This is a genomic window from Mycobacterium sp. URHB0044 (genome assembly GCF_000620625.1).
Lineage (GTDB): Bacteria > Actinomycetota > Actinomycetes > Mycobacteriales > Mycobacteriaceae > Mycobacterium.
Window position 1 is genome coordinate 287336 of the sequence record NZ_JIAW01000002.1, and the last position, 17786, is coordinate 305121.

Annotated in this window: 17 protein-coding genes; 8 read left to right on the plus strand and 9 right to left on the minus strand. The window is 67.0% G+C overall.

The features are described 5' to 3' along the window. Positions 1 to 86: 86 nt before the first annotated feature. Both N536_RS0105460 and N536_RS0105465 read right to left on the minus strand, forming a co-directional pair. Complete coding sequence (locus N536_RS0105460; RefSeq protein ID WP_029112684.1) at positions 87 to 1274, minus strand: FAD-binding domain; 1188 nt, start codon at positions 1272 to 1274, stop codon at positions 87 to 89. Positions 1275 to 1358: 84 nt separating this feature from the next. Further along, positions 1359 to 1841 carry a nitroreductase family deazaflavin-dependent oxidoreductase gene (locus N536_RS0105465; protein ID WP_029112685.1) on the minus strand — a complete coding sequence of 161 codons (483 nt, stop codon included), beginning with the start codon at positions 1839 to 1841 and terminating at the stop codon, positions 1359 to 1361. 234 nt (positions 1842 to 2075) lie between these two features. On the opposite strand from N536_RS0105465, the gene N536_RS0105470 reads away from it, so the two are divergent. Further along, positions 2076 to 2597: a MarR family winged helix-turn-helix transcriptional regulator gene (locus tag N536_RS0105470; RefSeq protein WP_051574266.1), complete on the plus strand. Its 522-nt coding sequence runs from the start codon at positions 2076 to 2078 to the stop codon at positions 2595 to 2597. Between the two features lie 56 nt (positions 2598 to 2653). Here N536_RS0105470 and N536_RS0105475 read toward each other — a convergent pair whose 3' ends face one another. Genes N536_RS0105475 through N536_RS0105485 form a run of 3 tightly spaced genes read right to left on the minus strand, consistent with a single transcriptional unit; the run spans position 2654 to position 5685 of the window. Next, positions 2654 to 3943 carry an ArsB/NhaD family transporter gene (locus N536_RS0105475; protein ID WP_029112687.1) on the minus strand — a complete coding sequence of 430 codons (1290 nt, stop codon included), beginning with the start codon at positions 3941 to 3943 and terminating at the stop codon, positions 2654 to 2656. A gap of 25 nt (positions 3944 to 3968) precedes the next feature. After that, positions 3969 to 4412, minus strand: coding sequence for a CBS domain-containing protein (locus N536_RS0105480; RefSeq protein ID WP_036435538.1), 444 nt, complete (start codon positions 4410 to 4412; stop codon positions 3969 to 3971). A gap of 28 nt (positions 4413 to 4440) precedes the next feature. Beyond that, positions 4441 to 5685 (minus strand): sodium:proton antiporter, encoded by a 1245-nt coding sequence (locus tag N536_RS0105485; RefSeq protein ID WP_029112689.1) that lies wholly within the window; start codon positions 5683 to 5685, stop codon positions 4441 to 4443. A 395-nt stretch (positions 5686 to 6080) separates the two neighbouring features. Here N536_RS0105485 and nhaA point away from each other — a divergent pair, with 395 nt between their 5' ends. Further along, positions 6081 to 7343 (plus strand): Na+/H+ antiporter NhaA, encoded by a 1263-nt coding sequence (nhaA, locus tag N536_RS0105490; protein WP_029112690.1) that lies wholly within the window; start codon positions 6081 to 6083, stop codon positions 7341 to 7343. 37 nt (positions 7344 to 7380) lie between these two features. After that, positions 7381 to 9291 carry a 1-deoxy-D-xylulose-5-phosphate synthase gene (gene dxs, locus N536_RS0105495; RefSeq protein ID WP_029112691.1) on the plus strand — a complete coding sequence of 637 codons (1911 nt, stop codon included), beginning with the start codon at positions 7381 to 7383 and terminating at the stop codon, positions 9289 to 9291. Here dxs and N536_RS0105500 read toward each other — a convergent pair. Continuing rightward, entirely contained in the window at positions 9288 to 10748 is a 1461-nt protein-coding gene (locus N536_RS0105500; protein WP_029112692.1) for a PLP-dependent aminotransferase family protein, read from the minus strand. The two genes, dxs and N536_RS0105500, sit on opposite strands and share 4 nt — an antisense overlap. An 80-nt stretch (positions 10749 to 10828) precedes the next feature. On the opposite strand from N536_RS0105500, the gene N536_RS0105505 reads away from it, so the two are divergent. Beyond that, complete coding sequence (locus tag N536_RS0105505; protein WP_029112693.1) at positions 10829 to 11488, plus strand: pyridoxamine 5'-phosphate oxidase family protein; 660 nt, start codon at positions 10829 to 10831, stop codon at positions 11486 to 11488. 45 nt (positions 11489 to 11533) lie between these two features. Further along, positions 11534 to 12448, plus strand: a complete 915-nt coding sequence (locus N536_RS0105510) for an alpha/beta fold hydrolase (protein ID WP_029112694.1) — start codon at positions 11534 to 11536, stop codon at positions 12446 to 12448. Between the two features lie 50 nt (positions 12449 to 12498). Here N536_RS0105510 and N536_RS0105515 read toward each other — a convergent pair whose 3' ends face one another. Further along, positions 12499 to 12951 carry a MarR family winged helix-turn-helix transcriptional regulator gene (locus N536_RS0105515; RefSeq protein WP_036435540.1) on the minus strand — a complete coding sequence of 151 codons (453 nt, stop codon included), beginning with the start codon at positions 12949 to 12951 and terminating at the stop codon, positions 12499 to 12501. An 88-nt stretch (positions 12952 to 13039) separates the two neighbouring features. On the opposite strand from N536_RS0105515, the gene N536_RS0105520 reads away from it, so the two are divergent. Beyond that, a complete protein-coding gene (locus N536_RS0105520; protein WP_029112696.1) occupies positions 13040 to 13384 on the plus strand; it encodes a rhodanese-like domain-containing protein in 345 nt (114 codons plus the stop codon). Between the two features lie 18 nt (positions 13385 to 13402). Here N536_RS0105520 and N536_RS0105525 read toward each other — a convergent pair whose 3' ends face one another. Continuing rightward, positions 13403 to 14719, minus strand: coding sequence for a ribonuclease D (locus N536_RS0105525; RefSeq protein WP_029112697.1), 1317 nt, complete (start codon positions 14717 to 14719; stop codon positions 13403 to 13405). A 1-nt stretch (position 14720) separates the two neighbouring features. Further along, positions 14721 to 15257 carry a DUF3000 domain-containing protein gene (locus N536_RS0105530; protein WP_231514436.1) on the minus strand — a complete coding sequence of 179 codons (537 nt, stop codon included), beginning with the start codon at positions 15255 to 15257 and terminating at the stop codon, positions 14721 to 14723. A gap of 123 nt (positions 15258 to 15380) precedes the next feature. Between N536_RS0105530 and hemE the strand changes: the two genes are divergently transcribed. Together hemE and N536_RS0105540 are read left to right on the plus strand one after the other, a co-directional pair. Continuing rightward, positions 15381 to 16430 (plus strand): uroporphyrinogen decarboxylase, encoded by a 1050-nt coding sequence (gene hemE / locus N536_RS0105535; protein WP_029112699.1) that lies wholly within the window; start codon positions 15381 to 15383, stop codon positions 16428 to 16430. Continuing rightward, positions 16427 to 17782: a protoporphyrinogen oxidase gene (locus N536_RS0105540; RefSeq protein ID WP_029112700.1), complete on the plus strand. Its 1356-nt coding sequence runs from the start codon at positions 16427 to 16429 to the stop codon at positions 17780 to 17782. The genes hemE and N536_RS0105540 overlap by 4 nt, the downstream gene beginning before the upstream one ends. Positions 17783 to 17786 lie beyond the last annotated feature (4 nt).

Sequence of the window (17786 nt, forward strand, 5' to 3'; positions counted from 1 at the left end):
CGGGCGCCGAGCGTCGGCGCACCGCTGACTTCGACCTGCTGGAGGTCGGCAATCCCCAACGCTGGCGGTGTTCGTCCCCGGCCTGGTCATGCGCTCAGGCTCGGGTAGGTGGGCAACTCGAAGTCGTCGCGCAAGCTTCGGCTGAGGAGCAGCTCGGCGAGTGGGCGGAAGTTCATCGCCCGCATTGCCGCATCGCGAAACCAGAGCCCGAGTCGGGTCTGGGTCGCGAAGACGGGAAGATACTTCTGGGCAGCGGCCTGTTTGCCTTCAACGAAAGGGCGCAGTCGCGTCTCGTAGGCGTCGAAGGCTCGCCGGTAATCCCTACCGGCGCAGGCTAATTCGCCCGCGAGCACATAGGCCTCGGTCATCGCCAGACCGGTGCCCTCGCCGGCCAGCAGTGAGACGCAGGCGGCAGCGTCGCCGACGAGCGCGGTTCGGCCCCGTGACCAGCGATCCAGCCGGATCTGGCTGACGACATCGAAGTACAGATCGTCGACGTCGTCCAGTGTGGCGAGGATTTGTGGGCATTCCCAGCCCCCATCACCGTATTCACGACGTAGCAGCGCCTTACGCGCTTCCAGCTCACCAGGATCAGCGGCGTTGGTCGAACGGAATACGAACAGAAACAGCGTGCGATCGCCCCGCAGGGTGAACCGCCCGATAGATCGAGCTGGCTGGCTGTAGGTGACGTAGACGAGTTCATCGCGGGGCCGATAACCCTCGACAACGCAGGCCGCGACCAGGCAGCCCAAATAATGTTCGACGTCTGACTCGGGCCCGAACGTCAGCCGGCGCACATTCGAGTGCAACCCGTCGGCACCGATGACGAGGTCGAACTCCCGGGACTTCGCCTGCGCGAAGCTGACACTCACGCCATCGGGGTGTTCATTGATCGCGGTAATGGAATCGCCGAAGATCGTTTCGACGTCATCTTCTATCGTGGCGTAGATGGCCGCGGCCAGGTCGCCGCGCGGCAGGCTGGTGAATCCGGCGCCCGCCGCGCGCCGGAACGCGTCGACGCCCAGGCTGGCCCGCACTCGATTGTCGGGCCCAACGGAACGGATGGACTGCACCTGGTAGCCGGCATCGCAGACAGCCGCCTCGATCCCCATCAGTTGCGCGACGCGGTAGCCGACGCCCCAGAAATCGACCACGTAACCGCCGGTACGAAAGTGCCGCGACCGCTCGATCAACGTTGGCTCGTGGCCGGTTCGGTGCAGCCAGTGTGCGAGCGATGGTCCCGCGACACCCGCTCCGCTAATCGCGATCTTCATCTCGTCCACCACCTGAGCGTCTTCAATGCGAGCCGCTGCTGTCTGCCCTGCGGGATGGCCCTACCGGGTGAGGCATGACCGACCTCAATCCCGGGTAGCCAACCGGACGAACGGCATTCGCTGCCCAACCGCCCGAAAGTCGGCCTCTGACCCGTCGACCGAAAATCCCATGACCCGAGGAAGCAGGTGCGTTGCCGCGGCGCGGTGTCGGGCAGCGTATCGAGCGAAGACTTCAGCCCCCTCGTCGGCAGCGAGCGGTACCGCCGTAACCGGGATCGTGTGCCTACCAACCTGGATGCTGACTTCGGGTGTGTGAAGAATGTTGCGGTACCAGGCGGCGGTGGGACCCCATCCGGAGGCGACCACGAAGCTTCGATCTGTTGCGTTGTGCTCAACGACTTCCAAGATGACCTGGCGCTGTTCGCCGGAGACTCGCCCGACGTGATTGAGCAGCACGATGCGCTTACCGAACAGCCATCCCAACCTCACCCGATAGAGGTAGATCGGTGCGCGGAGAAGCGCCCGGCTCAGCCCCGATGGTGGACGAACCGTCTTCACGATCTTCATCGATGCCTCCTCTGATCCGGCGATAGCCCCGAAAGGACCTGCCAGTCAACGGGTGAACCGCCAATCGCATGCCTGATCGGCGGCGGCAGGCGTGGGGCGAGTTAAATCCGCCCGGCCCCGGCGCATTCCACGCTACGCCCATTGGTGCATATCGCACAATATCCAATTTGCATGCGATGCCAGCCGCATATAGTGCTAGCAGGATGTATTCGCCGGCGTGGAGGGAGGCGGCACGTGACGACAACGAGAAAGCCCCGGCAGTCCAATGGGTCGGTGAAGTCCGAGGAATTCTCCGTCAGGCTCGAACAGGCAACTCGAGGACTGCTCGCGCTCAACGTCTCCGTACTGGAACAGATGGAAACCAGTGTCGGTCTGGCTCCGCTGCGGGCACTTCAATCTCTCGACCGTCGCGGCCCGAGCATGGTCGGCGAACTCGGCGACGACCTCGGCATGGTGCCTTCCACCGCGAGCCGGCTTAGCGACCGCCTCGCCGAGGCCGGCCTGATCACGCGTCGCCCCGCACCGAGTAATCGGCGATCCACGCTGCTAGAGCTCACCGACGCCGGCCGCGCGATTCTCGACGAGCTAGTCGCTCTGCGCATCCGCACATTCGGTGAAGTCGCCGACCACATGAGCAACCAAGACCGCGCCGCGCTCATCCAGGGCGCCCGGGCATTCACCGCCGCGCAGCAGCGATTGTCCGACAAGATCAGTAAGCAGCGCGCCGAGTCCCGGCGAGCCACCGACAAGCCCTGAACGCGCACTTCGACGAGGGGAGTGCACCGCCTGGTTACACACCGTGGTCACTCCACTTAGATCAAGACGAAGTATCGCAGCCAGAGGTAAACCGCCGACAGTGCGACCGACATGACCGTGACGATGGCGCCCTTGCGGGTGAAGTCCCAGAAGGAGATGGGATTGTCTGTGCGGCGGGCGATTCCGAGCATCACCACGTTCGCGCTGGCGCCGATGGCGGTCAGGTTGCCGCCGAAGTCGGCGCCGAGGCCAAGGGCCCACCACAACGCTTGCGAGTGAGCTGGATCGGGTATCCCCGCGGCCAACTCGCTCACGATCGGTGCCATCGTCGCGACGTACGGGATGTTGTCGATGATGCCGGACACCGGCGCCGACACCCCGAGGATCAGCATCACGGTCAGCAGAGCATTTCCTCCGGTCGCCTCCGTGGCCACCCGGGCCATCTGGTCGACGACGCCGGTCTTCACCAGCGCGCCGATCATGATGAACAGTCCCACGAAGAACAGCAGGGTCTCCCACTCGACGCCGGACAGGTAGTCGGAACGGTCCAAACGGGAAAGCAGGATGAGGGCGCCCGCGCCGAGCAGCGCGACGATCGATGGCTCGATGTGCAGCACGCCGTGCGCGATGAAAGCGGTGAACACCAGCGCCAGGACGACGCCGCACTTGACGAGCAATGCCGGATCGCGAATCGCCTCGCGCTCTTCCAAAGCCATCACGTCGGCGACGCGCGCTGGGTCGACCTCGAAGGAACCCCGAAACAAGCGCGGCAGCATCACCACGAACACGGCCATCACGATGATCACGATCGGCGCCATGTGTACGAGGAAGTCGTTGAACGTCAGTCCGCCGCGGCTGGCGATGATGATGTTCGGCGGATCCCCGACCAGGGTGGCCGCGCCACCGATGTTGGAGGCCAACACCTCGGCGATCAAGAACGGCGCGGCGTTGATATCCAGTCGGTCGCAGACCAGCAGAGTGACCGGTGCGATCAGCAAGACCGTGGTGACGTTGTCCAGCAGGGCCGAGGCGGACGCCGTCACCAGAACGAGCAGGATCATGATCCGCAGCGGCGACCCCTTCGCGCGTTTGGCGGCCCAGATCGCGACGTACTCGAAGACGCCGGTCTGCCGCAGCACGCTGACGATGATCATCATGCCCAGCAGCAGAAAGATGACGTCCCAATCGATTCCCGTCTCACGGGAGTAGAAGGCGTCTTCGGATCCGACCACTCCGAGCGCGACCACGACGGCGGCGCCACATAGGGCTACGAGTGTCTTGTTGATGCGGTCGCTGGCGATCAGCACGTAGGCAACCACGAACACCGCGATGGCGACGCCCGTCATGGCCGCGACTCCTCAGGCTGTGCGATCAATGCTTCAACGCTGCAGCCAAGAGGCGGGATGCCGTGATCACCCCGTGCATCTTGCCGTCCTTCATCACGGCTATCAGTGGACTCCTCAGCCGGGCCATGAGTGCGGCCACTTCGATGATGGTGTCGTCCGCGTGGGCCGCCGGGACGTCTAGCAGATGGTCGGGAAGCACGTCACGTACCGTCTTGCCGCTCAACTTGTCTGCGGCACGGTCTGCCATCGACTCGTCCAGGACGCCGGCCAGGGAGGGATCGTCCTGCACGTACTGCGGCACGATGAACCGCACGACCTGCGAAGCGGGCAGCACCGCATACGGCTTGCCCGCGCTGTCGGTCACCACGATGCCGGGCAGGCGGTGTTCAGCGAGCATGCGGGCCGCGTCGAGCGCATTCGAGTCGATGGATACGACGGGGAAGTCCTCGGCCATCTGCTCGGCGTGCATACCAGCACGATACGACCATGCTCGGGTGTCAATCGTCATCTTGCGTAGTCACCTTCGACTTTCCGCTCGCGTGCGAGGCTGGGTCGACCTCGGCTCGTCCGGTGGGGAGATTGTCCGGCGGTTCTATCCGCAGCATCCGCGCGACGGGCACGTCGGTGGACGAGTGCAGCACGATGGACAACGCGATGGTGACCGCGACGAGATCGAATACCAGCTCGCGGTCGGCGATGCCGGACTGCAGTGCCAATAGGCCGTAGACGACCGATGCGAACCCCTTGGGCCCGAACCAGGCGGCAGTCAGGCGCTCGCTGCGGGGCAGTTCGGTCCGCAGAAGGGAGAGCAGGAGCGCGGCGGGTCGGACTACGACGATCGCCACCACGGCGAGCAACCACCCACCCCAGCCGAGGTGAGACAACCGGTCGGGCGTGATGAGCGCCCCGAACACCAGTAAGGCCGCGAATTTGGTTAGTTCGGAGAGCAATTCGCCGAACGGCTCGAACTGATCGGCGGCCACGTGATCGAGTGTGGCCAGCGTTGATCCTGCCGCGAATGCGGCCAGATAGGGGTTGGCGTGCGTCAAGTGGCACCCCCCGTACACCACGACAGCAATCGCCACCGCACCCAATGCCTGCAACCGTGGTTCGGCAGTGAGGATGTTCGTCCGCCACGCCAGTGCCACCAATGCGGACACTGCGAACCCGATGAGAAGACCTAGCAGCAATTCCACACCGACGGTTGTTACTTCGGAGTCGGCATGCTGCGCCGTTGCCAGGAAGATCAACACGAACGGCAGGGCCAGGCCATCGTTGAGGCCGGACTCGACGTTGAGCAGTCGCCGTAGCCGCAGGGGAATGTCGGATCGGCCGACGAGCGCTGCCGCGAACACGGGATCGGTGGGGGAGAGCATCGCACCGATCAGGAGCGCGGTCGGCCAGTCGAGACCCGCAAGGAAGTGCGCGGGAACGGCGATTCCGACCATCGTCATCGGCATTCCGAGGCCGAGCGCGCGCCCAGACAAACGCCAATTTGCCTTCAGCGCACGGAGATTCGCCCGCTGTCCGTCGGTGAACAGCACCGTAAACAATGCGACGTCGGCGAGCAGTGAGATTATCGGGTCGTCGGGGCCGATCTCGACGATGCCGAGACCGCCCGGCCCGATGACGGCGCCGGCGACCAGAAACATCAGCGCCGTAGACAGCACGGTCCTCGCCGCAAGCCCGGACAGCGACACGCTGATCAGAAGCACGACACCAAAAGCCAGGACAAGCGCCACGCAGGACTCCCACGGTTTCGTTCGAGTCGTCACCGGCGGTGCGACTGCCGACCAGACTTCCCGGCGCTCCACCCGTAAACATGCCGCAAATGGCCACGCGGAGCAACCGGATATGGCGATCAGGCCGCGCGGCGATTTCTCATGGCGTCGGCCGTCGAGGAGCTAGCGTCGGGCCCGATGACTCCGATCCTGCGAGGAACCGGCGCTGGTTGTGACAAGAAGTCATCCCGCCCGGCGCTCACCGTGGTCTCCTCGATGAACCGTGGAGCGCTCGCCCGCTTCCGCAGCGCGCCTGGCGGTTTCGCCGGGAAGTGACGAACCACCTTCCATGTCAACCGATTTGGCACGCAGCATCTCGGTGCGGCACCGCAGGCAGGCACCGCTAGGATCGACGCATGCCTATGCGCATGCTGAGCCGCGGCTCGTGGCCGGAGACCAAACGGCTGTCCGAGATCTTGCGGCGCGAGACCGTTGGCGGGGTGCTGCTGCTGATCACTGCCGCGGCGGCGCTGGTGTGGGCGAACTCCCCGTGGTCGGAGGCGTATCACGACCTGTCCGAGTTCGAGATCGGTCCGGCGGCGTTGCACCTGAACCTCACCCTCGGTGAGTGGGCCGCCGACGGGCTGCTGGCCATCTTCTTCTTCGTAGTGGGGCTGGAGCTGAAACGGGAATTCGTGGCGGGCGATCTGCGCGATCCCGCGCGCGCCGCCCTGCCGATCGCCGCCGCCGTCGGCGGGATGATCGTGCCTGCCGCGGTCTTCATGGGGATCAACCTCGCGGCAGGCAAGCCGGAGAACCTCGATGGCTGGGCGGTACCCATCGCCACCGACATCGCGTTCGCCTTGGCCGTGCTCGCGGTCCTGTCGACGCACCTGCCCACCGCTCTGCGGACGTTCCTGCTCACGCTCGCGGTGGTCGACGACCTACTCGCGATCACGGTCATCGCCGCCTTCTACACCGACCACCTCGCGCCAGGCCCTCTGGCGTTGGCGTTGATTCCGGCCGGCCTCTTCGCGGTGGCCGTGCAGCGTGGCATACGGCATTGGTGGCTGCTCATCCCGCTGGCGGTGGCCACTTGGGCGCTCGTCCATGCCAGCGGCGTGCATGCCACGGTGGCCGGTGTGCTGCTCGGCTTCGTGGTGCCGGTGCTGGGGAAGAACTCCGTTGCGGAGAGCTTCGAGCATCGACTGCGGCCGTTGTCCGCCGGGTTGGCGGTGCCCGTGTTCGCATTCTTTGCCGCCGGCGTCACGGTCGGTGGGTGGCATGGCCTCGGCGCGTCGCTGCTGCATCCGGTGACCATGGGCGTGTTGGTCGCGTTGGTGCTTGGCAAGCCGCTCGGCGTGTTCATCACCACGTTCCTGTTGGCCAAGTTCACTCACGCGACCTTGGACGAGGATTTGGCCTGGCGCGACGTGGCGGGTGTCGCACTGCTCGCCGGCATCGGGTTCACCGTGTCGCTGCTGATAGGCGAGCTGGCCTTTGGTTACGGAACTCCAGCCGGGGCTGACGCGAAGATCGGCGTGCTACTCGGTTCCGTGGTCGCAGGCGTGCTGGCGGCCATGGTTCTCGTCAGCCGCAACGCCGTGTACCGCCGCATCCACGAGTTGGAGACGGTCGACGCCGACCACGACGGTGTGCCCGACATCTACCGCCCTTGACACGACTGTCTTGTCTACGCGTGGGTAAACTGGCCCAATGCTCGAACAGATCCGCGGCCCCGCTGATCTGCAGCACCTGTCGCAACCTCAGCTGAGCGATCTGGCTGCGGAAATCCGCGATTTCCTGATCCACAAGGTCGCTGCAACCGGTGGGCACCTCGGCCCCAACCTCGGTGTCGTCGAGTTGACGCTCGCGCTGCACCGGGTGTTCGACTCGCCGCACGACCCGATCATCTTCGACACGGGTCATCAGTCGTACGTGCACAAGATGCTCACGGGTCGCTGCCCGGACTTCGGCAATCTGCGCAAGAAGGGTGGCCTGTCGGGCTACCCGTCGCGCAGTGAGAGCGAGCACGACTGGGTGGAGTCCAGCCATGCCAGTTCGGCGCTGTCCTACGCAGACGGACTGGCCAAGGCCTTCGAGTTGAACGGTCACCGCAACCGCCACGTGGTCGCCGTCGTCGGTGACGGCGCGCTGACCGGCGGCATGTGCTGGGAGGCGTTGAACAACATCGCCGCCGCGCGCAGACCCGTGGTCATCGTCGTCAACGACAACGGGCGCAGCTACGCCCCGACCATCGGCGGCTTCGCCGACCACCTCGCAGGTCTGCGGCTGCAACCCGGGTACGAGAAGCTCTTGGAGAGGGGCCGCGACACAGTGCGCGGCGTGCCGCTGATCGGCGAGCTCTGCTACCAGTGCATGCACAGCGTCAAGGCAGGCATCAAGGACGCGCTGGCGCCGCAGGTGATGTTCACCGACCTCGGGCTGAAGTACGTCGGCCCCATCGACGGCCACGACGAGCACGCTGTCGAGGTGGCGCTGCGCCACGCCCGCGGCTTCAACGCTCCGGTGATCGTGCACGTCGCGACCCGGAAGGGCATGGGCTACGGGCCGGCGGAGGCCGATGAAGCCGAGCAGATGCACTCCACCGGGGTGATCGACCCGCAGACCGGTCTCTCCACGTCGGTGGCCGCGCCCGGTTGGACGTCGGTGTTCTCCGACGAGCTCATCAAGCGCGCGGCGAAGCGCCGCGACATCGTCGCCATCACCGCCGCCATGCCGGGCCCGACCGGGTTGAGTGCGTTCCGGCAGCGGTATCCCGACCGGTTCTTCGACGTCGGCATCGCCGAGCAGCACGCCATGACGTCTGCCGCGGGATTGGCGATGGGTGGCATGCACCCGGTCGTGGCGATCTACTCGACGTTCCTGAACCGGGCGTTCGACCAGATCATGATGGACGTCGCGCTGCACGAACTGCCCGTCACCATGGTGCTCGATCGTGCAGGCGTGACCGGGCCCGACGGCGCCAGCCACAACGGCATCTGGGATCTGTCGATCCTTGGCATCGTTCCCGGCATGCGGGTCGCCGCCCCGCGCGACGCCGCCCGGTTGCGCGAGGAACTGGGGGAGGCGCTGGCCGTCAAGACCGGCCCGACGGCCATCCGGTTCCCCAAGGGCGACGTCGGCGAGGACATTCCCGCCGTCGAGCGCCGCTCGGGTGTCGACGTGCTGGCCGTGCCCGCCGACGGGCTTTCGGCCGACGTGCTTTTGGTGGCGGTCGGACCGTTCGCCTCGATGGCGCTGTCGGTGGCGGAGCGGCTGCAGAAGCAGGGCATCGGCGTCACCGTCATCGATCCGCGGTGGGTGCTGCCCGTGCCCGACGTCATGGGCGACTTGGCAACGGCACACAAGCTGGTCGTCACCGTCGAGGACAACGGCGTGCACGGAGGTGTCGGTTCTGCGGTGTCGCAGGCGTTGCGCCGCGCCGAGATCGACGTGCCGTGCCGCGACGTCGGCATGCCGCAGGAATTCCAGGATCACGCCTCGCGTACCGAGGTGTTGACCGAGGTCGGTCTGACCGATCAGCACGTCGCCCGCCAGATCACGGGTTGGGTCGCCGCGCTCGGCAGTGCGGACGCCGAGACCGTCGGCAACCGCATCGACTAGGAGCGGACTGCCTCCGCGATGAGCGCGGCGGCGGCATCGCACTTCGTTTCGGGCAACAGTGCGTAACCACAAATGAGCCCTGATCGGCGGCGGGTGGAGTCTTCGTAGGTCGTGCTGAGCGCCGCGCAGGCCACGCCACGCCGCCGAAGCAACTGCACGAGGGCGACGTCGTCGGCCTGGGCATCGTCGAGTGGCAAAACTACGTGCAACCCGGCGTCGATACCCATGACGTCGACGCCGGGCAGGTGACGGTGGCAGGCGTCGGTGAATCGATTGCGCCGCGCTGCATAGGTTCTCGATGCCGAGGCCAGATGCCGGGCCAGGGCTCCGGAGGCAAGGAACTCGGCGACGAAGGCGATCGACAACGCGCCGACGGTGTCGATGCCTGCCGTGTGGCGACGCCTCAACTCATCAGCCACGAATGCGGGCACGATGGCCCACGTCAAACGCAGATCGGGGTTGATGATCTTCGACGTCGTGCCGAGATAGACGATGTGATCTGCCATGTCCCGCATACCCCGCAGCGCCGTGGTGGGCGGCACGTCGTAGCGGAACTCTCCGTCGTAGTCATCCTCGAAGATGATGGCCTTGGAGTCGACGCTCCACTCGCTGAGCCGTCTTCGTCTGTCCGCCGACATTCGACCGCCCAAGGGATATTGATGAGCCGGCGTGACGTAGACGGCGGCGTCGTCGCCCAATAGCTCGTCGGTGCACATGCCATCGCGATCGACCGGAACGGAGCGGACCCGATGACCACGCATGCGGAGGGCCTGTCTTGCCTTGGCGTAGCCAGGATCTTCGAAGGCGATCGTCTTGCCCTTGGGTACGACGACATCGGCGATGTCTGCGACCGCGCTGCACACGCTTGGAAAGACGAACACCTGATCGGCCTCGGCCACGATGCCGCGGTACTTGCGTACGTGGTCGACGACGTGGACGCGCAACCGGCGAAGCCGTTCGTCGGTTAGCGACGAACGCACACCACTATCCGGACGGATCAACTGAGGATCGAGGCTGGCGTTCGTGGCAGTGCGCCACGCCGCGCGCCAGTCACGCTGATTCAGCAAGGACACGTCGGACTGGCCGGGGAGCAAGTTGAACTCAATCGGCGCTCCAGAATGCCTCTCGGGCAGCGATTCTCGCGATGGCGGGTCGGTGGGGCGCGCGAAGACACCGGCACGGGCGGCCGGGCCAGCACCAGGCGCGACCCTCGTCGATCCGCCCGGGTTTGCCTCGAGGAGACCGCACGCGACGAGTTCTTCGAAGGCGGCCACCACGGCCGAGCGCGAGACTCCCAAGGTGGTTGCCAAGGTCCTCGACGGGGGAACGACGTCATCCTCAGTCAACCGACCGTCCGCGATCGCGGAGACAAGGGCCTGCGCGATCCGCGGTGCCATGCCGTCCACACCCTGATCGAGGTGCAGGACGAGATCGCTGCGGCGAGCTACCCGCGCCATTGGTCAGGTCCCCTTTCTGGTTTCCGAGTTTGCATCATACTGGCCTTGAACGGCAGACCAGAATCGCAGACAGTGGATTCATGAACGATCGCAGGTATGGCCAAGTCAATCGCCACAAGGAGCGCGCTCGAACAGAGCTGTCGGACCTCTTCGACGTGTTGGATGCGGGCCATCACGTCGCGACGTTGAGCACGGTCGTCGACGGGAGGCCGTTGGTCGTACCGATGCTCTACGGACGCGACCGCGACCGAATCGTTTTGCACGGATCGGTCGGTGCAGGGGCGCTGCGACACGTCGCTCAAGGAGCGGCTGCTGCATTGGCGGTCACACACGTCGACGGGTGGGTGTACGCCCACGACGGGTTCAACTCAAGCGCCAATTACCGATCCGCCGTCGTGCACGGCAACCTGCGCGAGCTGGGCGGCGAGGATGCGGTCAATGCACTCGCCATCCTGATGGAGTGCACGCTGCCGGGTCGTGCCGCAGAGGTACCGGTGCACAGCAACCGCAAGCAGATCGCTGCGACGACGGCGCTGGCGATGGACATCACCGAAGGGAACTGGACGGTCAAGGTGAGACACCAGCCGCCGGGCGTGCCGGGCCCCTCGGAAAACGACGACCCAAACCTGTGGACGGGGACGCTGCCGATCCGTTGGACGTATGGAGATCCCGTATCCTCGCCGCACGTGCCGCCCGGTACAGCGGTGTCGCCGTCCGTCCTGGCGTTGATCGAAGAGTAGTGGCCAGCACTGGCGATTCCGCAGCCGCCGCATAGGCTGCGGGCCATGGACGCCGAACTCGAGCGATGGCACGCATCCGGGAAACACTTCGACTATCTCGGTTTCGACATCTTCTATCGCGTCGAGGGCCAGGGGCCCGCGCTGCTGCTGATCCACGGCTATCCGTTCAACTCGTGGGATTGGGCGCAGATCTGGCCGACGCTGACCGAGCGGTTCACCGTCATCGCCCCGGACATGCTGGGAATGGGATTCTCCGACAAGCCGGTCGCCTATGAGTATTCGGTGCACGACCACGCCGACATGCACGAGGCGTTGCTGTGGCACCTCGGCGTGGACACCGTTCACGTCCTGGCCCACGACCTTGGCGATTCCGTCGGCCAGGAGTTGCTGGCGCGCTACGAGGAAAGTGACCATGCGTACGGTGCGTTGATCATCGAGTCGATCACGTGGCTCAACGGTGGCCTGTTCAACGAGGCCTACACGCCGCGGCCGCTGCAGAAGCTGATGTCGCGAACCCCGTTGGGGGACATGACCAGTCGGCTCCAGGGTACCTCCGCGTCGCGGCGCATCGCCGACCGTACCCTCGACCAGATGTTTGGACCCAACACCAAGCCGACGCCGCGGATGCTGGAGCAGTTCCACCAGATCCTGGCCTACAACGACGGCACCCGGGTGATGCACAAGGTCGGCAGATTCATCAACGATCGGTACGTCCACCGCAACCGCTGGGTCCGCGCGATGCGGGAGACCGCGGTGCCAATGCGTCTGATCGACGGGCCGATCGACCCGAACTCGGGTAAGCACATGGCCGACCGGTATCTCGAGGTCATCCCTAAGCCCGACGTGGTGATGCTCGCCGACGACATCGCCCACTGGCCGCAGATCGAGGCGCCGGACGCGGTGCTGACCCACTTCCTGGCGCACGTGGATCGGGTCAGCGCGGAGGGTTCGTCCCAGTAGCCCGGCTCGACCGATACTGGAATTGCCCACCTGACAGCGACTTTCGCAACCTAGGGGGTTAGCCGTGACAATGCGCCGTCCAAGATGGAGCGCACGGTAGCAGCCTCCTCTGGGGAGAGCAGTTCGCCCAGCGTTGCGCGAATGCTCCGCAGGTAGACGGGGGCCACCTTCCGAAAGACGCCAATCCCGGCATCGGTCAATTGGGCATAGGACGACCGCCGGTCATCGGGGTGGCGAACGCGTGTCACGTGGCCGGCCGCTTCCAACTCGTCGACCACGCGACTCACGCGGGTGCGGCTCAACACCACCGCGTTGCCCAACTCGGTCATCGTCAGACGGTGATTTGGTGCGGCATACAACTCCAACAAGATGTCGTAGCTCCCCAGTGGGGTGCCGGTCGCGTTCGTCACCTCGGCATCGACCACGGGGACGAGCGCGGCATGAAGGCGCAACAGCGCCGACCAAACACCGACCACATCGTCATTTCGCCCAGCACGCGCCATGCGTGACAGCGTACCGGGCTTGCATGTGCGTGCGCAGGCACATATATTTATGTGCGTCCGCACGCAAATGCAACGAGAGGCCGGCAACATGACGAACGTCATCACGCGAGAAGATCTGCAAGACAGGATGACCCAGGACGGCTTCGTCCTCCTGGAAGCCCTACCTCCGAGCTACTACGACGATGGTCACCTACCCGGCGCCAAGAACTTGCCCCTCGACGCAATCGACTCCGCCCCAAGCCAATTGATTCCCGAGAACGCATCGGTCATCGTCACCTACTGCTCGGGGCCCAGCTGCTCCAACTCGCGCATCGCCGCCGAGCGTCTCGTCCGCCTTGGCTACGACAACGTCTACGCCTACGAGGGTGGCAAGGAAGACTGGACCAACGCCGGGCTGAAGCTGGAAAAGTCGGTCACAGCGCTGCCAGCGTAAGAACGGGACCCGTCGCGGTCACTCGTCGGGTGCGGGCTCCGACCCGGGCGTGTCCGCCGGCGCGTCCTCGTCCGGCGCAGCGGGTGTGGTAACCAGTGCCGCCGCCAACACCGGCACCGTCAGGTCCCGCTGCCACTGCCGCGCACCCGCTTCGGCCAGGAACGCGTCGACGACGGCGGCGACGTCGTCGGAATTCTCGGGCGGTTGCCAATCCCAGCACAGCCTGCGCACGGTGTCGGGCGTCAGCAGATTCTCCGACGGCACCGAAACCCGTTGCGACAGAGCGGTCAAGCCCGTGCGGGCCGCCTCCAGCCGCGCTGCCGCCTCGGGCTTGCGCCGCACCCACCGGGACGCCGGTGGAGGGCCGTTCTGCGGCTCGGCCGCCGTCGGCAGATCCTCCGTGACACGGGCACGGGCGAGCGCGTCCAGCCACACCTGTGCACTGCGGCGCTGACGCGAACCACCGAACACCGGCAGCGCGGTGAGCTTCTCCGCCGTGTCGGGGTCCGTGGTCGCTGCGTTGATGATCGCGGCGTCGGGAAGGATGCGGCCCGGCGCGATGTCGCGGCGCTGCGCGATGCGGTCGCGGGTGGTCCACAGCTCCCGCACGGCGGCCAGGGTTCTGGGATTGCGCACCTTGTGGATGCCCGACGTGCGCCGCCAGCGGTCGCGCCGGGTCGGCGGCGCGACGAAGGTCCGCAGGTATTCGAATTCCTGCGCCGCCCATTCGCTCTTGCCCTGTTCGGCGAGCACGGCCGCGACCGCATCCCGCAGTTCGAGGAGCACCTCGACGTCCAGCGCCGCGTAGTTGAGCCACTCGGCGGGCAGTGGGCGCTTCGACCAGTCGGCCGCACCGTGGCCCTTCACCAGGTGCAGGCCGAGCAGACGCTCCACCATCGCCGCGAGGTTCACCCGGTCGAAGCCGGCCAGCCTGCCCGCGAGTTCCGTGTCGTACAGCCGCGGCGGGATCATGCCGAGTTCGGCCAGGCACGGCAGGTCTTGATCGGCTGCGTGCAGCACCCACTCGTCCTGCGCCAGCACCGCCGCCACCGGCGCCATCGTCGTCACCGGATCCCCGCCGTGGTTGACGGGGTCGATCAGCACCGAACCGGCGCCCGCGCGGCGGATCTGCACCAGATAGGCGCGGTTGGAGTAACGGAAGCCCGACGCACGCTCCGCGTCGATGGCGAATGGTCCGGTTCCGGATGCGAGAAGTTCTGCAGCGTCGGCGATTTCGCTGGGATACACCGCCAGTTTGGGCACGCCGTCGGCCGGCGCCAGCAGCGGGGTGGCCTCCGGTTCGACGTCGTCCTCGGGTGGTTGTGCGTCCGTCATCTCACGCGCGCGTACGGGAGTGCAGGTCGGTGACGCCCGCCGGGGGCAGGCCGGCAGCGTGCTCGAGCACCTCGCAGAACGCCTGCACGTGCGGACCCAACTCAAGGGTGGTCGCGGTCCACGACGCGCGCAGTTCGAGCTGGTGGGCGCGCGGCGGACCGGAGATGTCGCCGTACCGCACCGACGTGGTCGCGGTAACGGTGCCACCGAGTGCCGTGACGAGTTGCTGGTGCGACTCGAGTGCGTCGACCAGCCAGCTCCACGCGACCTCGGGCAGCAGGGGATCGACGGCCTCGCTGGAATCCAGATCGGCCTGGATGTAGGCGACCAGTCGCATGGTGCCGTCCCATGCCTCGGCGCCCTCGGGATCGTGCAACAGGATCAGTCGGCCGAAGGCGTCACCTTCGGATCGTTCGGGCACGATCGCCGTCTCGGGATGGCGGACCTCGGCGCCCAGCGCGTAGCTGAACGGTGCCAGCCGCTGCGGCGGGCGGATCGGTCCCAGCTCGATCTCCGGCCGCACGGTGGTGGCATTCATCGCCGCCACCGCTTCGCGGAACTGAGCCGGTTCGGCGGAGGTCACGGCGATTGACGCTAGCCGATTCAGGCAGGTGGCGGCGCAGGCGCGCCGAAGAGTTACCACATGGCAGCATGGTCGGCGATGAGCAACCGCCGTGACCTGCCCGAGTCGCCCTACCTGGCCGCGGCCAATGGCCGCAAACCGCACCGCGTGCCGGTGTGGTTCATGCGGCAGGCCGGCCGTTCGCTGCCCGAGTACCGGGCGTTGCGGGCAAAGAACACCATGATGCAGGCGTGCTTCGACGCCGAGCTGATCACCGAGATCACGCTGCAGCCGGTCCGTCGCCACGGCGTGGACGCCGCCATCCTGTTCTCCGACATCGTGGTCCCGTTGCGGGCGTCGGGCATCGACCTGGACATCGTGCCGGACGTCGGGCCGGTCATCGCCAACCCGATCCGCACGGCCGGTGACGTGTCGGCCGTCAAGCCGTTGGACCGCGACACCGTCGCGCCCGTCGCCGACGCGGTGTCACTGCTGGTGGCGGCCCTCGGCGACGTGCCGCTGATCGGCTTCGCGGGCGCGCCCTTCACATTGGCGTCCTACCTGGTGGAGGGCGGTCCCAGCCGCAACCACGAACGCACCAAGGCGATGATGTTCGGCGAGCCGACCATCTGGCACGCCCTGATGACCGCGCTGACCGACATCACCATCGAATTCCTGCGCACCCAGTTGGACGCTGGCGTCGACGCGATCCAGCTGTTCGACTCGTGGGCGGGCACGCTGTCGCTGGCCGACTACCGCGAGTACGTGCTGCCGCACAGCGCCCGAGTGTTTTCCACGCTTGCCGGGGACGGTGTGCCCATGACGCACTTCGGGGTGGGGACGGCCGAGTTGCTCGGCGCCATGCGCGAGGCCGGGGCGACGGTCGTCGGCGTGGACTGGCGCACGGCGCTGGTGGATGCGGCGGCTCGCGTCGGACCGGGTGTCGCGCTGCAGGGCAACCTCGACCCGGTGGTGCTGCTCGCCGGCTGGCCGGTGGTGGACCGGGCCGTGCGCTCGGTCGTGGAGGACGGTCGCCGCGCCGTCGATGCCGGCGCCGCCGGGCACGTGTTCAACCTGGGTCACGGGGTGTTGCCGCCCACCGACCCCGGCGTCGTGACGGACGCCGTCGCGCTGGTGCACTCGTTGTGAGTCCCGCGTATTGCATTGTCGGCGGCGGCATTTCGGGTCTCGTCGCCGCGTACCGGCTGCGGGTCGCGGCCGGGCCTGGGGCGTCGATCACGGTCTTCGACCCCGCCGACCGCCTCGGGGGTGCATTGCGCACCGAGCGGGTGGGCGGCCAGCATGTCGACGTCGGGGCCGAGGCGTTCATCGCCCGTCGTCCCGAGGTGCCGGCACTGCTCGCCGAACTGGGTTTGGCCGGCCGGAAGATCGGCACGACGGGGGTGCGGCCGCTGATCTTCAGCGGAGGACGGCTGCACCAGATGCCGCAGGGCACGGTGCAGGGCATTCCTGCGCACGCCTCGTCCGTCGCGGGGTTGGTGGACGAGGCGACGGTCGCGCGGATCGTCGACGAAGCCAACCGGCCGCTGTCGTGGCGCCGCGGTGCCGACCCGGCCGTGGCCGAACTCGTCGGCGACCGCTTCGGCGAACAGGTCGTCACGCGATCGGTCGACCCGCTGCTGGCCGGGGTGTACGCCGGATCGGCCGCGACGATCGGCCTGCGGGCGGCGGTGCCCCCCGTAGCCGCGGCACTCGACAACGGCGCGCCCACCCTCACCGAGGCGGTGCGCCAAGCGCTGCCACCCCCGGTCCAGGGATCGGTGTTCGGGGCCGTCGACGGCGGCTACCGCGTCCTGCTCGACGAGCTCGTCCGGCGTGCCGGAATCGAGTGGGCGCAGGTCGCCGTCAAGCAGATCGATCCGCAGGCGGGCGGGTGGGACCTGCTCGACGACGAGGGCGTGCATTGGCACGCCGATGGCGTCGTGCTCGCGGTGCCTGCGCCCCGGCTGCCCCGCCTCGTCGAACACGTCGCCCCACGGACCGCGGCGGCGGCCCAACGCATCGAGGTGGCCTCGACGGCGCTGGTGGTGCTGGCGCTGCCGGGCGGCACGCCGCTGCCCGAGCGGTCCGGGGTGCTGGTCGCTGGCCGAGAACGGTTGCGCGCCAAGGCGATGACGCTGACGTCGCGCAAGTGGGGTCAGCGCGGCAACGCCGAGTTGGTACGGGTGTCGTTCGGCCGGTTCGGTGATCGGGTGGCCCGCGACACCGGCGACGAGGACCTGCTGTCCTGGGCGGCCGCGGACCTCGCCGACGTCTTCGGCATCAACCAGGACCCCGTCGACTGTCACGTGCAGCGGTGGATCGACGCCATGCCGCAGTACGGGCCGGGGCATGCCGGGGTGGTCGCCGAGATCCGGGCGGGACTGCCGCCGACCCTAGTGGTCGCGGGTGGGTATCTCGACGGCATCGGTGTGCCGGCCTGCATCGCGTCGGGCACCAGGGCCGCCGCGGCGTTGGCCGTCGCGACAGTGGCAAGATAGGAGT

Coding starts and splice junctions, on each gene's coding strand:
- N536_RS0105465 (WP_029112685.1), bottom strand. CDS start 1,841: ATGAAGATCGTGAAGACGGTTCGTCCACCATCGGGGCTGAGCCGGGCG.
- dxs (WP_029112691.1), top strand. CDS start 7,381: ATGCTCGAACAGATCCGCGGCCCCGCTGATCTGCAGCACCTGTCGCAA.
- hemE (WP_029112699.1), top strand. CDS start 15,381: ATGAGCAACCGCCGTGACCTGCCCGAGTCGCCCTACCTGGCCGCGGCC.
- N536_RS0105460 (WP_029112684.1), bottom strand. CDS start 1,274: ATGAAGATCGCGATTAGCGGAGCGGGTGTCGCGGGACCATCGCTCGCA.
- N536_RS0105480 (WP_036435538.1), bottom strand. CDS start 4,412: ATGCACGCCGAGCAGATGGCCGAGGACTTCCCCGTCGTATCCATCGAC.
- N536_RS0105530 (WP_231514436.1), bottom strand. CDS start 15,257: ATGAATGCCACCACCGTGCGGCCGGAGATCGAGCTGGGACCGATCCGC.
- nhaA (WP_029112690.1), top strand. CDS start 6,081: ATGCCTATGCGCATGCTGAGCCGCGGCTCGTGGCCGGAGACCAAACGG.
- N536_RS0105510 (WP_029112694.1), top strand. CDS start 11,534: ATGGACGCCGAACTCGAGCGATGGCACGCATCCGGGAAACACTTCGAC.
- N536_RS0105515 (WP_036435540.1), bottom strand. CDS start 12,951: ATGGCGCGTGCTGGGCGAAATGACGATGTGGTCGGTGTTTGGTCGGCG.
- N536_RS0105505 (WP_029112693.1), top strand. CDS start 10,829: ATGAACGATCGCAGGTATGGCCAAGTCAATCGCCACAAGGAGCGCGCT.
- N536_RS0105475 (WP_029112687.1), bottom strand. CDS start 3,943: ATGACGGGCGTCGCCATCGCGGTGTTCGTGGTTGCCTACGTGCTGATC.
- N536_RS0105500 (WP_029112692.1), bottom strand. CDS start 10,748: ATGGCGCGGGTAGCTCGCCGCAGCGATCTCGTCCTGCACCTCGATCAG.
- N536_RS0105520 (WP_029112696.1), top strand. CDS start 13,040: ATGACGAACGTCATCACGCGAGAAGATCTGCAAGACAGGATGACCCAG.
- N536_RS0105525 (WP_029112697.1), bottom strand. CDS start 14,719: ATGACGGACGCACAACCACCCGAGGACGACGTCGAACCGGAGGCCACC.